The 14,250-nt window shown below is 33.2% G+C and carries 16 protein-coding genes; 14 read left to right on the top strand and 2 right to left on the bottom strand.

Annotated elements, in window-relative coordinates; genetic code table 11:
* The first annotated feature begins 10 nt into the window (after positions 1–10).
* The 4 genes from JF76_RS00160 to JF76_RS00175 all read left to right on the top strand — a co-directional run bounded on the left by JF76_RS00160 (position 11) and on the right by JF76_RS00175 (position 2,258).
* On the top strand, positions 11–226 hold the full coding sequence (locus tag JF76_RS00160; protein WP_045927272.1) for a hypothetical protein: 216 nt from the start codon (positions 11–13) through the stop codon (positions 224–226).
* A 290-nt stretch (positions 227–516) separates the two neighbouring features.
* The gene (locus JF76_RS00165) at positions 517–1,473 is read left to right on the top strand and encodes an NAD(P)-dependent oxidoreductase (RefSeq protein ID WP_045927273.1); all 957 of its coding nucleotides are present in this window, start codon (positions 517–519) and stop codon (positions 1,471–1,473) included.
* Positions 1,474–1,597: 124 nt separating this feature from the next.
* A complete protein-coding gene (locus tag JF76_RS10045) occupies positions 1,598–1,813 on the top strand; it encodes a helix-turn-helix transcriptional regulator (protein WP_045927274.1) in 216 nt (71 codons plus the stop codon).
* Entirely contained in the window at positions 1,800–2,258 is a 459-nt protein-coding gene (locus JF76_RS00175) for a hypothetical protein (RefSeq protein WP_045927275.1), read from the top strand. Before JF76_RS10045 ends, JF76_RS00175 begins: the two co-directional genes overlap by 14 nt.
* Before the next feature lie 170 nt (positions 2,259–2,428).
* Here the strand turns inward: JF76_RS00175 and JF76_RS00180 are convergent, their stop codons facing one another.
* Positions 2,429–4,327 (bottom strand): BglG family transcription antiterminator, encoded by a 1,899-nt coding sequence (locus JF76_RS00180; protein WP_045927276.1) that lies wholly within the window; start codon positions 4,325–4,327, stop codon positions 2,429–2,431.
* Positions 4,328–4,605: 278 nt separating this feature from the next.
* On the opposite strand from JF76_RS00180, the gene JF76_RS00185 reads away from it, so the two are divergent.
* The 6 genes from JF76_RS00185 (at position 4,606) to JF76_RS00210 (ending at position 10,144) form a co-directional block, all read left to right on the top strand.
* Positions 4,606–5,106 (top strand): PTS sugar transporter subunit IIB, encoded by a 501-nt coding sequence (locus JF76_RS00185; RefSeq protein WP_045927277.1) that lies wholly within the window; start codon positions 4,606–4,608, stop codon positions 5,104–5,106.
* Entirely contained in the window at positions 5,103–5,903 is an 801-nt protein-coding gene (locus tag JF76_RS00190; RefSeq protein ID WP_045927278.1) for a PTS mannose/fructose/sorbose/N-acetylgalactosamine transporter subunit IIC, read from the top strand. The genes JF76_RS00185 and JF76_RS00190 overlap by 4 nt, the downstream gene beginning before the upstream one ends.
* Entirely contained in the window at positions 5,903–6,745 is an 843-nt protein-coding gene (locus JF76_RS00195) for a PTS system mannose/fructose/sorbose family transporter subunit IID (RefSeq protein ID WP_045927279.1), read from the top strand. The genes JF76_RS00190 and JF76_RS00195 overlap by 1 nt, the downstream gene beginning before the upstream one ends.
* 56 nt (positions 6,746–6,801) lie before the next feature.
* The gene (locus JF76_RS00200; protein WP_045927280.1) at positions 6,802–7,194 is read left to right on the top strand and encodes a PTS sugar transporter subunit IIA domain-containing protein; all 393 of its coding nucleotides are present in this window, start codon (positions 6,802–6,804) and stop codon (positions 7,192–7,194) included.
* A gap of 12 nt (positions 7,195–7,206) precedes the next feature.
* Complete coding sequence (locus JF76_RS00205; protein ID WP_045927281.1) at positions 7,207–8,331, top strand: mannitol dehydrogenase family protein; 1,125 nt, start codon at positions 7,207–7,209, stop codon at positions 8,329–8,331.
* 241 nt (positions 8,332–8,572) lie between these two features.
* A complete protein-coding gene (locus tag JF76_RS00210) occupies positions 8,573–10,144 on the top strand; it encodes an ATP-binding cassette domain-containing protein (RefSeq protein ID WP_045927282.1) in 1,572 nt (523 codons plus the stop codon).
* A 114-nt stretch (positions 10,145–10,258) separates the two neighbouring features.
* Here JF76_RS00210 and JF76_RS00215 read toward each other — a convergent pair whose 3' ends face one another.
* Positions 10,259–10,654 carry a hypothetical protein gene (locus tag JF76_RS00215; protein WP_045927283.1) on the bottom strand — a complete coding sequence of 132 codons (396 nt, stop codon included), beginning with the start codon at positions 10,652–10,654 and terminating at the stop codon, positions 10,259–10,261.
* A gap of 166 nt (positions 10,655–10,820) precedes the next feature.
* Between JF76_RS00215 and JF76_RS00220 the strand changes: the two genes are divergently transcribed.
* From JF76_RS00220 to JF76_RS00235, 4 genes are all read left to right on the top strand, one after another.
* Positions 10,821–11,312, top strand: coding sequence for a PTS sugar transporter subunit IIB (locus tag JF76_RS00220; protein WP_045927284.1), 492 nt, complete (start codon positions 10,821–10,823; stop codon positions 11,310–11,312).
* Positions 11,313–11,314: 2 nt separating this feature from the next.
* Positions 11,315–12,148 carry a PTS mannose/fructose/sorbose/N-acetylgalactosamine transporter subunit IIC gene (locus tag JF76_RS00225; protein WP_045927285.1) on the top strand — a complete coding sequence of 278 codons (834 nt, stop codon included), beginning with the start codon at positions 11,315–11,317 and terminating at the stop codon, positions 12,146–12,148.
* Positions 12,138–12,971, top strand: coding sequence for a PTS system mannose/fructose/sorbose family transporter subunit IID (locus JF76_RS00230; RefSeq protein WP_045927286.1), 834 nt, complete (start codon positions 12,138–12,140; stop codon positions 12,969–12,971). The genes JF76_RS00225 and JF76_RS00230 overlap by 11 nt, the downstream gene beginning before the upstream one ends.
* Positions 12,972–13,237: 266 nt before the next feature.
* Positions 13,238–14,248 (top strand): substrate-binding domain-containing protein, encoded by a 1,011-nt coding sequence (locus JF76_RS00235; protein ID WP_045927287.1) that lies wholly within the window; start codon positions 13,238–13,240, stop codon positions 14,246–14,248.
* Positions 14,249–14,250 lie beyond the last annotated feature (2 nt).

Genomic DNA, 14,250 nt, shown 5'->3' on the forward strand with positions numbered 1-14,250 from the left:
GAAAATAATAATGAAAAATATTCAAAGACTAACTATGGTGTTAGCAATTGTTTTGTGGCTTGTCGTGATTGGTATTTTTGCAGTAGCCATCGCTAAAAATCAGTTGTGGAGTATGGGACCGATTATTACCTATAACAGACCGCGAAATGCCCTTGGCTGGTTGATTGTAGCAGCTATTGCAGCATCAGCCGTCAGTGCAATTCTTAAGTTAACGCAAGATAAATAAAATTAAAAAAGATTATGGCATCATTAAATAAGGTCAAATTATATATGTAGTTACTAATAGTCTTTTTAAAAATCTTGCACACATTTCTAAAAAAGTGCCACTGCAAGTAATAAATATAACAGAAAACAAATCAGAAAAATTACCTGACAAGAATTAAATACTGTCAGGCTTTTTTGATGAAAGAAAAATACTAAAGTATAATTAACATTAACGTGAAAATTCAATTTAAAGCTTTTTAGATAATGATCAATCTAGAGAAAAAAGCTTACAAACTAAGGGAGGGTTAGAATATGAGTAACATAAAAGTTTTGGTAACAGGGAGAATGCCAGAAGCTGGTTTAACGGAGTTAAGAAAAAACTTTGCTGTGACCCGTAAACCAGAAAAAGAAGGTAGAGCCTGGGTTTTAGCACACCTATCTGAATATGAAGGTCTGATACTCATGGGGACACAGGCTGACCGTGAATTAATTGATGCCGGCACTAACTTGAAAATTATTTCTGCTAGTGGCGTTGGCTATGACAAAATTGACATTGACTATGCAAAGCAAAAAGGAATTGTTGTTGCCAATTGTCCTAAAAGCGTTCTTATTCCCACCGCTGAAATGACTTTTGCCCTAATTCTAGCAACTATGAGACGTTTGCATTTTTATGATAAAACTATTCGCACTGACAAATGGGTTGATGTTTCTAAACCGGAAAATATGGGAACGGGCCTTCAGGGGAAAACGCTTGGTATTTACGGTATGGGGCGTATCGGTTCTGAAGTAGCCAAGTATGCCCAAGTCTTTGGCATGAAAGTCATCTACCATAACAGACATCAGCTAAGTTCTCAAGAAGAAGCAAAAAAGAATGTTCATTATGTAGATTTTGCTACCCTTGTTAAAACAGCAGATGTGATTACCCTGCATGCTCCGGCAACTCCTTCTACAACAGGCGTTTTCGATGCTCAAGTATTTAAGCAAATGAAAAAGACAGCTTATATTATCAATGTTGCTCGAGGTAAGCTGATTAAACAAAATGATTTAATTGCCGCGTTGCAAAACGGTGACATTGCCGGAGCAGGTTTAGACGTATATGAAACTGAACCAGAAGTGCCACAAGCTTTATGTGAACTAGATAATGTGATTTTGTCACCTCATGCAGGTTCAGGAACACTGTCTGCCCGCACGAATATTGCTGCTGAGGCTTCACAAAATCTCATTTCATATTTACGGGATCATAAGCCATTAAACCAAGTTAATAAGTAATTTTTTAATTAGTAAAAATAATCATGAATAAAAACCAAGTTTTTGCTTGATTTTTTCTTTTACTACAATATAATATGAAGCTAACTACATGAAGCATACTTCACATTGCTAAGAAGGTGAGATTATCAAAAATTTAGTAAAGGAAAATAGAAAAAAGCTGCACTTAACGCAACGTGAGCTTGCTTTCAAAGTGGGTGTCACTGAACGAACGATTATCTCAGTAGAAAATGGTAAATACAAGCCCTCACTCATCTTGGCGTATAAACTAGCGCAAGTTTTTAGGACCGATATTGAAACCTTATTTTGTTTACAGGAATATATAGAAAATGAAGAAGAATAAGAAAAGAAAGATCAAATATTATTTCGCAGCATGCTTTTTTACATTTTTAGCACTTCTTGAGTTAGTGCTGATCAGTTTAGAGGTTCTGCAGCACCGCAGGCAAACCGATATACCGAAAAATATTATTTATGCAGTTTTTGCTATTAGTTTTGCTTTTTATCTTTATTATAAAGCCAAAACTGTGGGCACAGATAAAGATGTTGAAGACGAGCGTGATGAGTTTATTGCAGTAAAAACTGATCACCAAATGTATAAAATAGCTAACTGGTTAATTTATATTCTGAGCCTGGTCTTTATAACTAGCGCAGCGTTCATGTATGAAGCTCAAGGCTTTACGACACCGGTCATAATATTGACAACCATTGCTGCTACTTTAAGCGTCTTATGGAACTTATTATTATTAATTGAAATGATTATAGGTATTACTAATGAACTTAGAAATTAGTAAAATGTATAATTAAAAGTGTGGAAATTAAAAGAAATAGAAAAATATAATCCTAAAAGCAAAACACGATATCGATCATGATATCGTGTTTTCTTTAGTTTGTTGAACTATAAGATCAAGTAATTATATATGAAATATATGTTCTTGGCTGTAAACCTTATTAATATAGCTTAAATAAATTTATTTTTTAATGCTTTTTTTATGGCTGTTTTAAAAGATATAAATGTTGGCTTTCTCCTAAAATCTTTTAGTAATTCCGGATTTTGAATTAAGGAGGAAATATAATACCAAAACTGAAATTCTTTAGGGTTATTTTTAGCAATTGAAACTAACAAAATTAAGTTTATTGTATTATAGGAGTCCCATTTAATTTCATTTTTTAAAGCAACCACGGAGACAAATGTATCATTACTAACAGGTTCGGCAGTATGTGGAATGGCAATTTTGTTACCAAAATAAGTGCTATTTAATGTCTCACGATTTTTAACAGATTTTGCAAAGTCACCGGTAAGATGATAGTGACTTGTTGCATTTTCAATAGCTAAATCTAAAGCTTCTTTTTTAGTCTTTATTTCACCGTAATAAAAACATGAGGGATCAAACTTTTCTAGAATGCTGTGAATATTGTCAAAACCATTTAAAGCAAGCTTTATTTTTTTGTAATCATTTTCTGAAGGAAAAAGATTAATATAGGTAATCTCACCTTGATTGTTAATAATATTATTTTCAGTTGAAAAGATGGCATCATATTCTTCAACTAATATTTTTTCGTTATATTCAGTGGGATATGCAAAACGGATTTCAGCAATTTGTTTAGGGAACCAATTCAAAATTTTATGCTTTAGTAGAATAGTTTCTGACTTACGTAAAGAAGTAATAATCAGAATTTTTTTACCTGATTCAGATGAAAGATAGTTTTCAATCCCATAATTAAAATAAAGAACCAAAAATGATAATTCATTTTTTGAAATTTTTAAGTGGCATTCTTTTTCTAAAAGCTGAGAAAAATATAGTGCAATGTCATAAGCCTGTGGGAAGGATGAATGTATTTTATTTTCAAGAGGATTGGGTAATTGGGTTCCAGACTGCACACGGTAAAACAAAGGGATTAAATGTAGAATCAAAAGTACTCTTAAATTATCTACTGCATCCAAGTTGATCGCAAATTTAGCATAAATGTCATCAAAGGCTGTATTTAAAAAATTATTCATCTTTTCATGTAATGCCTCGTCATTGATGTAGTTAAGCTTTCCTAAAATAATTTGAGTTAATAGCAAAGTCTCATTAGTGAAATGCTTCTGATTAATACGGCAATTTTTAAAAACTTTTATCAGAATTTCTTTTGAAATTTGGTACTCTTCTGTCTTAATTAAATTGGAATTGATTGATTCCTCAATAAAATGGTTATGTTTAATTCTTTGTAATGCAATATAAATGTGAGCCGTAATATTTTGCAGGATTTCTTCGTTAATGTGATATTTATGATTAAAGAAAATGTCTGCAGCAATATTATAGATTTTTGTTGTTTCTTCAGGCTCGAACTTATGCTTTTTATTTTTATAGTCAACTCCTAAGTGTGATAAATAGTTTCGCTTATTTAATTCACTACCGTTAATAAGATAACCACAGTTTGTTTTATATTTCAGAGTCAAGTTAAACTTTGATAAAACTTTTTCAATGTCTTTTGTTTGTTTATATAAAGTTGTTTCCCTAATATAAAACTTTCTCATTAATTGACTTTTAGTAACATAACCGTAACTGCTCAGCAGGTAATTAATTATCAAATTGCTACGTTGCTCCTTATTATTTATTTCAAGATGTTGCTCCCACTCCTTGATTTTTAAATTTAATTTTTGACTATTAAAAACTGTAATCTTAGTACCTTTATTTGGGGCAGAAATAACCTTAAAAAGCCTCACTTGATGACTTAAATTATTTAAGTCCCTGATGTCATTCTTAATAGTTTGAGGACTAACATCTAATTTAACCGATAAACTTTTTGCAGATACAAAAGTATTTTGATGGACTAAATAGAATTCTAAAATTTTTACTTGTCTTTGGTTAATCATTGTTATTTTTTCCTTGCTATAACTTGCTCAAATTTCCCTTATTTTAACATGCAAAATGATTCAAAAAATTTGGACTCTTTACCTTAATTATCAGATAAAAGAGAGACAAAAATTTCTCTTTTTTTTTAGGCTAATTTGATCTAAAAGTAAAATTTTTTTAAAAAATTTCAATGTTATATTTAGTGTGATTGAAAAAGAATAACTATTTTAAGTTTGGAAAGGAGTAGAAAAATAAGTTAGAAATTGTAAAAGTAATAAAAGATAGAAGGGATATATTAATGATTAGTTTATATCGTATTGATGATCGAATTATTCATGGACAAACCATGATCAAACTACTACCGCAGTATCCATGTGATGGCATTATCATTGTTGACAATAATATTGTCCAAAACAAGCCACTTTTTCGGATTTATAAGCAAGTAGTACCGGATACAATTAAAGTATTTTGCTTTTCAGTTGATCAGGCTACAAAGAAACTTTCTGAAGCCCAGTTATCTCAGAAGAAATATATTATCATCTTTAAAAATGTTAAAACTGTTAAGGACTTATTTGACCATGGTTACCAGATCACAGATGAAATTAGTGTTGGCACTGCTAGTAAAAAAAGTGATGCACATTACATTGTTGATGGCTTTGCTTTAAATAATGAAGAGATTGATGTATTTGATTACTTAGATAATAATGGTTATCGCTTTTCAATCATTCCAATGGGCGGTGCAAGAAGAACAATTAGTTGGAAGGATGTTAAAGAAAAGGCTCAGGAGGCGAAATCATGACAATATTGCAAAGCTTGCTTATTGCTTTCTTTTGTGTAATTAGTAGTAATGAATTTCCTTTATATAGTTCCCAATTTGGCTGGTATGTTTTGGGCAGACCCTTAATCGGTGGCTTTATTTGCGGCATTATTTTAGGAGATATTTCTACTGGCATCAGCTTAGGAGTAGCAGTACAACTAGTTTATTTAGCTTTAGTTACACCGGGAGGATCAATTCCTATTGACCTAGCTTTTGTTTCATATCCAGCTATGGCTATTGCAATTGCTAATCATATGAACAGTGGATCAGCGGTTGCATTAGCAGCTACTATCGGTGTTTTAGGAACTTTTGTTTATCAATTAAACTTGACTTTGGATTCTTTTTTCCATAAAGGACAGGATGATGCTATTGATAACGCTGATTATAAGAAACTTAATCGTTATATCTGGCTTTATCCACAACTAACAAAATTTATCACACGTGGTAGTCTCAGTTTCATGGCTGCTTATTTCGGAGCTAAATATGTTAATGAATTTTTAAAAATACTACCAGCGTTTGTTCAGAATGGCTTACTGATATTAGGAAGTGTTCTCCCAGCTGTTGGTATTGCTACATTGTTAATACAAAGTGTACGTAAAAACTCCTATATTCTATTTTTCTTAGTAGGCTTTGTTGGCATCGTTTTTATGAAATTAAATATTCTAGGATTAACAATTTTTGGTGGCGTCTTAGCATTCCTCTATTACATGGCGAGCCAGAATAGTTCAGAAGAGAAAAGTAACAATAATGAAGATGATTTTGAAGAGGAGGTTCTGTAATGGAAGAAGAAAATATTAAGCCAGAAATTAAGTCTAAAACCACAGAAAGACTGACTAAAAAAGAACTTAATCGCATATGGTGGCGCTTTGCATGTTCCACTCCGGCTGCAGTTTCATGGGAAAAACTAATTGGAATGCAATTTCCTTGGTCTTTAATTCCTCTGTTTAAAAAGTACTATAACAAGGCTGGTCAAATTGATGGGATGAAAAGACATGCTACTTTTTATAATACAGAAACAGTCTTTGGCTTTGTTATTCCAGGCATTGTAACAGCAATGGAAGAGCAAAAAGCAATAAATCATAATGTTGACAATGAGGTTATTGAGACAACTAAAATCAGTCTAATGGGTCCCATGGCAGGTATCGGTGACGCGATGAATCCAGGGTTAATAATCCCGTTGCTTTTATCTATTGCAATTTCTTTTAGCAAAAACAATAGTCCATTTGGTGCATTATTTTATATGATTGCATACCCACTTGTAGTAACAATAATTATGCGTTTCTTATTTAAAAAAGGATATGAATTAGGCGTTAATGGTATCAACGTTTTAATAGGTGAAAAGGCTAATAAAATCAAAGATACTCTAATTTTGTTTGGCACTATTATTATGGGAGGAGTTGCTGCCAGCTACGTTAATCTACCGTTAAAATTAACTATTCCTAGTGGCAATGATCGAATTAAAGTTGAAAATTTGTTAAATGGCGTTTTCCCTAAGTTAGTACCATTACTTCTAGTGATCGGGACTTGGTATTTGATGAAGAAAAAGAAAATTAGCACATTAAAAATGATAATTATATATATTATTGCTATTTTTGCTCTTTCATTTATCGGAGTAGTTTAAAAAGGCAAATATTGTATCTACTATGTCATGTAAAGTAAAAGTAACGGAGGAAATTCGTGAAAGTCTTGATATTATCGCACGGAAGTTTAGCAAAGGGATTATATGAAGCTTGTAATATGATTGTTGGAAAAATGGACTTTCTTAGCTACCTTGGATTAGATAATCAAGGATTAGAGGACTTTAATCAAAGAATTAAATTATACCTAAATAAAAATAAAAATAAAAAAATTTGTTTTCTATTCGATTTAAAATATGGCACGCCTTACAATCAAGTTTTAATTCAACTACTTAATTATAAAAATATACAGTATCAGATAATAACTGGGGTAAATTTACCTATTGTGCTTACGTTGTGTATGCAACTTTTATGTAGTGAAAATGAAGATGTTGACTTAAAAAAGATAGTCAATGATAGTAAAAATTCAATTGAAATTAGTGAAAGTAAATAGAAAGGAATAATAATGAATAATGTTCTGATTATTGGAGCCGGAAAGCTAGGAAAAGGTTTTATCGGTGAAGCTTTTGAAAAAGCAAAATGGAACGTAACTTTTTTGGATAAAGATCCAAAAGTGATTAAGAAATTAGCAGAAGGATCTTATCAAGTTGATATTTCTACTTCAGATAAGGTTTATACAAGAGTAGTTAAGAACTATCAACAAATTTTAACTTCTGATGCACATGATGAAATTGATAGTTTTCTTGCTAGCGATTTAGTTATGATACCAGTGTATCCAGAAGACTTAAAAGATGTGTTCAAATACTTAATAATTGATTTTAAAAAAATGATGGAGGAAAAACCAGACAAGAAACTAGATATTATTTTGTTGACTAATAAAATTTATTTAGTAAGTAAAATTAAAAAGTTCTTGAGTGAGAATGTAGATCCAGATTTAAATAGTTGGTTAGAGACACATATTTTTATTCATGATGCGATTATTCGTAGATCGACTAGTGCCGATTCTAATTATGCTTTAAAACTTAACAGCATGGCTGTTGCATCTCTGCTCATTGAAAAGCCTTTGCATGTAGACTTATCTAAAGTTGATTGGATGGAACCAATTGAAAATGTTCCAACTCTTAAAGAGGTAAAAATTTATGGGATTAATGGTCCCCATGCAGCTACTGCATTTTTCGGTTGGTATAAGAACTATAAAACAATTCCTGAAGCCCAATCGGATCATGAAATTCAAGAGTTTATTAAATGTATCAATGAAGAAATATACAATGTATGTCAGAAAGAATTTAACTTAACTACTGCTGAATATGATCATTTGACCAAATTACCCTCTCTTAAGCAAGAAGTGCCAGATCCTATTAAGAGGGTTGCTTATGATCCGCTACGTAAACTTTCTATTAATGACCGCCTTTGCGGACCGATTAGATTGAGTGAAAAATATGGTTTGGACAATGAGTGCTTGATTAAGGCAGTTGCCTTAGGACTTAAATATAATGATGAGGATGATCCTAAGTCTCAAGAAATGCAGGAGATGATAAAAACAAAAGGAGTTCTTACTGCAATTAAAGAAATTACGGGTCTGGACGATAACTGTGCTAACAAAATCTTAGACCAATATGAAAAGCTATAACGATTTTTGACTCTATCAAAAAAATTGGTATGAAATTTTAAAATGAATGATTAAGTAAAGAAAGAATCTTAACTAACACGTTAAGTTAACCCTGTATTTTAGTACAAAATTTGTCCCACTTGCTTTCCTAATAGTGACCTCTTAGTCAAATAGTATTGTAATCACGGCTCTTCTCAAGTTTAATTAATTTATCATCTTTAATGAATGAGAAAATTATTAACAAAACTGAGGGAGAAAAATAATGATTTACCATAACTATTCACATTTAAAATTCTTTTGGCTAAATGTTTTCGGTTTGATATACAGTACTTTAAATATCTTTGCTGCTTATATGCTTAGCAATTTGATTAATATGGCAACTAAGAGACAATTTTCAGTCTTACCTTCTTTAGTGACGCAGATTATAGTAGCGCTGACTTTAATCTTAATTTCAGGCTTACTATTTAATTACTTAAAAACCGATGCAGTTAAGCAGATTAACACTAAGTTGAGAACTAAAGTGTTAAAGGGGATGCTGCTAAATAAAGAAGAAGATAGTGCTAATTTAGGTTTTTTAACTAACGACTTTAAGTTATTAGAAACTAACCGTTATGAAGCTGAAATTGAAATTCTGATCTATACTTATACCGTTATTTTGGCGCTGGGTTATGCTTTATATTTAAATTGGTTTGTTACCTTGATTTATTTCGTGGGCTCAGCAATCCCTACAATCGTGTCCAACTTTTTTCAAAAACCAATTCAAAAGGCTTCAGGTGATTGGACTAAGGCTAACGACAAGTATGTCAGCCAAACCAAAAACATTTTAGCTGGCACCAGTACTTTTAATTTATACGGCGAGCAAGACAATGCTGTTAAGCAAAATAAGAGTGCCGTTGAACGCCTGGAAGAAAAACTGGCCAAAATGAATGTGCTGAATAATAATACTAATACCTACCTTAATATTATCGCGATTGCCAGTGCATTTTTACTACCATTTGCTTTTGGGACATTATTGGTAGTCAATGGTCAAATAACATTAGGAGCATTATTTGCCATCACTCAGCTTTCTAATTCTTTTGTTAATCCTATCCTGCAAATTTTAAATGAACGAAACAATTTATCTACCACTAAGGGTATCGTTAACAAGATCAATCAATTTATTGCTAAAGGTGAGCAAAAGCCGCAAAACGGTGTTGCTACTGATGACTTTAAGCAATTAGAAGTGAAAAATCTGACTTTAAAACGGCAGGATAAAGAATTAGCTAGTCAAATTAATTTTGCAGTTGCAAAAGGACAAAAGGTTGCGGTAATTGGACCTTCTGGCTCTGGTAAATCCACCATGCTCCAATATTTAATGTATGGCGATTATGGTCAGGCACAAGAAGAATTGCTTAATCAAAAGGCCGTTAAACCTGGTACTTTTACTAATTTGTTTGCATATTCAAGCCAAAGCGCGGTCATCTTTGCCGACTCATTGTGGTTTAATCTTACTTTGGGTGCAGACATCCCCTTAGAAGAAGTAACAGCAGTTTGTGATCATTTAGAACTGGGACAGCTGGTTAAAGAAAAAGGTTTTGACTATCAATTAGGTGATAATGCGGACCAATTATCCGGTGGACAATTAGCACGAATTGAACTGGCAAGGGCTATCTTAGCCAAACGACCAATTTTATTACTGGACGAAGTCAATGCATCATTGGACAAGGCAACTTCTCAGGCAATTCATGACTACTTGTTTGCGTCTAACTTCACTTTCATTGAGGTTATTCACCACTATGAACCGGCAGAATTAAAACGTTATGATGCCGTAATTGACTTTAATGATTATGTTTAGGATATGGTTTCATATAAAAAATATTATGGTAAATAAAAAGCTTACTTCTTTTTACAAAAAGTAAGCTTTTTTGTATGTATATAAAATCATTAACTGAACTTTTTGGCAGCATCTTTATTTAATTTCCTCAATAATCAGACCACTCCGGAAATTAAAAATTAATTCAATAAACAAAAAGATTAAAAAGATAATAATTGCTGAAACATTTTGTGAAAAAGGGACATAGCTTTTAATCATAGGCGGAATTAATAATAAAGCAGCAATCATAACAGCTATTAAGCCTGCTGATTTTGGATTCGGAATAACTTTATAATGAGCGTCAGTATTATTAATAATCATTTTGGCTGAGCGATTTAATAGGCCTTGAGTTAGTTGCAGCGTGTCCCCTTTTTTTAAATTTAATTTTAAAGCATAGCCAGCCGCAATACCTCCTACTCTTAAACCGTTAACTATTACAGTTGTGGGTTTGCCCATTGAAATATTACTTTTTGATCGTTGAACTGTAATCATACCGTTACACTTTCTTTAATAATAGATGTTTAAGATTAGCTTATTAATAAAACAGGTTAATGTCAATCTTGTTTACTAAAAAAAATTATGTTTACAAAACAAAATATATAAACTATAATTTTGGTGTAAGTAAATGTAAGCGATAACAAGAAGGAGGTAATGAATTGTGCAGTTAGTTAATGTGAGAGTTGATAGCCGTTTGATTCATGGTCAAGTGGCTCGTGTATGGACTGGGCAATTAGGTGCAGAACGCTTAATGGTAGTTGGCGATAAAGTATCTAAGGATGACTTGGAAAAAACAGCTTTAAAATTAGCTCGTCCCACTCAAGCAGCTTTAAGTATTTTGCCACCAGATCGTGCAAGTAACAATATTGTTCAAGGACGCTATGCTGACCAAAAAATATTTATTATTACTCGTGAACCAGAGGCTCTGGTTAAGATGGTCGACGCAGGTGTACCAATTAAAGAAGTTAATGTTGGTAACTTGCCAAGTGGTGAAGGCAGACTGCAATTGTTCAAGAGCGTGGGAGTTAATGACGAAGAAATAAAGGCTTTTAAGGAACTTGATGCTCGGGGAGTAAAGCTTTATCACCAGATGGTGCCAAACGATCCTAGAGAAGACTTTATGTCTGAATTAAATAAACGGATGGAGAAATAATAATGAATTCATTGAGTGTAGTTCAAATAATTTTGCTGTCTTTGTTTGCTTTCTTCCAAATCAATGAAATTATCACAGTTGGTATTGGTTTTGGTAACCCAGTTAACGCTGGATTAATTGCAGGACTAATTGTTGGTGATATGAAATTAGGTTTGGCCGTAGGAGCAACATTGCAGTTAATGATATTAGGTGTCGGTACCTTTGGTGGTGCTTCGATTCCTGATTATGCCACCGGAGCAATCATAGGTACTGCAATTGCGCATATTTCAGGAAAAGGCATTAACTATGGTATTGGTGTTGCTATTCCAGTGGGTCTATTGATGGTGCAACTTGATATTTTGGCTCGTTTTGCTAATACCTATTTTGCACACAGAATAGATAAGGCAATCGATCGTAACGATGATAAAGCTGTTGTACGAAATAGTCTTTATGGGGCTATTCCGTGGGGGCTTTCAAGGTCGGTTCCTGTACTGTTAGTGTTGATTTTTGGTGAAGCATTTGTCAAAAATGTACTGAACTATATGCCACAGTGGCTAATGGGTGGATTAAAATCTGCCGGAACTATGTTACCAGCAGTTGGTATTGCTATCTTAATGCATTACTTGCCTATTAAGAAATTTGGTGCATACATGATTTTTGGCTTTGTAGCCGCTGCTTATTTAAACGTACCGATGCTTGGTGTTGCACTTGTCGGAGTCGGCTTTGCCATTAATCATTATAATTCTATCATTCATGACAAAAACCAGTCTGGTAGCGGTAGCAATGGCTTAGATACAGAAAAAGCTGCTGAAATGGGTGTTGATGATAAAGGAGTAATTACCGGTGATGAAGAATAATACTACTGAAAAAACTACGACAACACAGAGTCATAAGTTAACTAAAAAAGATATTCGTAGCGCTAACTTACGCTGGATTTTTACCTCCGCACTAAGCTGGAACTACGAAACTATGATGGCTCCAGGCTATGTTGGTTCACAAATGCCAATTTTACGTAAGTTATATGGTGATAAGCCTGAAGATATGAAGAAAATGATGCGTGTGCAGTCTGAGTACTTTAATACCAGTCCGCATATGGGCTCCATTATCCAAGGTGTCGACATTGCTCTGGAAGAAAAAGAGGGAATTGATTCAGTTGATGGTGTAAGAGGTATTAAAACTGGACTTATGGGACCATTTGCTGCTGTAGGTGACACCTTATTAGGTACCGTTCAATCCACTATTTTTGGTGCGATTGCATCATACATGGCTCTTAAAGGCAACCCGTTTGGTGCTATTTTATGGATGGTTGCATTAGGCGTTATCTACATTTGGGCTTATACTTGGATGCCATTTGCCTATAAACAAGGGGTCAACCTGGTTACTTCAATGAGCTCTAAGCTTAACGCATTGACTGATTCAGCAACCCTGCTAGGAGTGACGGTTGTAGGAGCTTTGATTCCAACTGTTATTACTTTAAAAATCCCGTTTATCTTTAGAGCTGGAAAAGTTTCGATGAAGCTGCAGGATATTTTTAATCAGATTATGCCATCGCTTCTGCCAGTTTTACTAGTTGCCTTTATTTATTGGCTGCTTGATCGTAAACATATGAACTCTACTAGAGCAACTTGGTTTGTTCTAATATTGGCTATTATTTTATTCAATTTAAAAGTTGTTGCATAAAACATAGAAATTTAAAAATAATCAGATTATCTGCTGAAAAAAGCCTGTTGCAAAATTAAGCGGGTAAATTGAGAAAACGCGGATGTATTGACAATAATGATACAACCGTATTTTCTTTGATTTACAAAAAATATTTGATAGCATAATTGCAAAAATGCTGTAATAGCAGATTGTGTTTAGATTATCAGGTTCTAAAGTTTATATTTTTAAAACGAATTTTAATAGCACCTGTTATAATAACCAAATATGAAAGATGAGAAAATAAAATGGCTAATATCAGACAGGTAGCTCAGTTAGCAGGTGTTTCGGCTGGTACAGTTTCACGAATCTTAAATAATGACGCTTCCCTAAGTGTAACTGATCAAACGCGTTTAAAAGTTTTGGCAGCTACTAAAAAGTTAAATTATCATACAAAAAATAAAAGTAAAAAGAGTCCCGTCATTGGCGTGCTGACAACTATGAATTTAGACCAAGTAGCAGAATATACGTATTATCAGCAAGTAAAGCAGGGGATTATTGAAGAACTTAAAAAAGAGAAAATGACGTTAAGTTCGATCTACTATTTGAATAAATCTTTAGATAATTCATTTTGGGATGGACTGTATTATTGGGACGGCGTGATTGTTATCGGCGGCTTGTCCGAATCAGCCATTAGCGAACTAAAAAAATTAAACTCTAATATCGTCATTATTGAAGCAAGATATAAAAATAATTCCGTCAAGCTGGTTAATGCTAATTTAACTGCCGGAGTAAAAGAAGCTTTAACACAACTAGAAAAATTTGCTCAAACCAATATTGTATATGTTGGTGGTCCCCGTTATATGACTAATTTGCAAGGAGAAAAAACTCAAGCAAAAGGTGAGGTTCGTTTAAATTGCTATCGGGAGTGGATGAAACTGCATGATCAAGATGAATGTTCAATTCTTACTCCGGGTTGGAGCATTGAAGATGGCGTCCAGGCGGGTAAAGAAATTGCACAATCACCTACTTTACCCAAAGGAATTTTAGCTGGAAATGATCAATTGGCAATTGGAATAATGCAGGAATTGCATACAAAAGGTTTTCATGCTCCTGCCGATTACCATATTATTGGGTTCGATAATATTCAAATGGCGCAATATTATATTCCCAGATTGTCATCAGTTTCTGTTCCGGAAAAAGACCTAGGTATAACTGCTGTCCATTTAATTAGAGAAGACATAATAGAAAAAAAGACGCGCGCCGCTACAACGTTATTAGAAGTTAAACTAATTTTGCGAGAAAGTACTGGTAATTAGTT

The sequence above is a fragment of the Lactobacillus kullabergensis genome, assembly GCF_000967195.1.
GTDB classification, from domain to species: Bacteria; Bacillota; Bacilli; order Lactobacillales; family Lactobacillaceae; genus Lactobacillus; species Lactobacillus kullabergensis.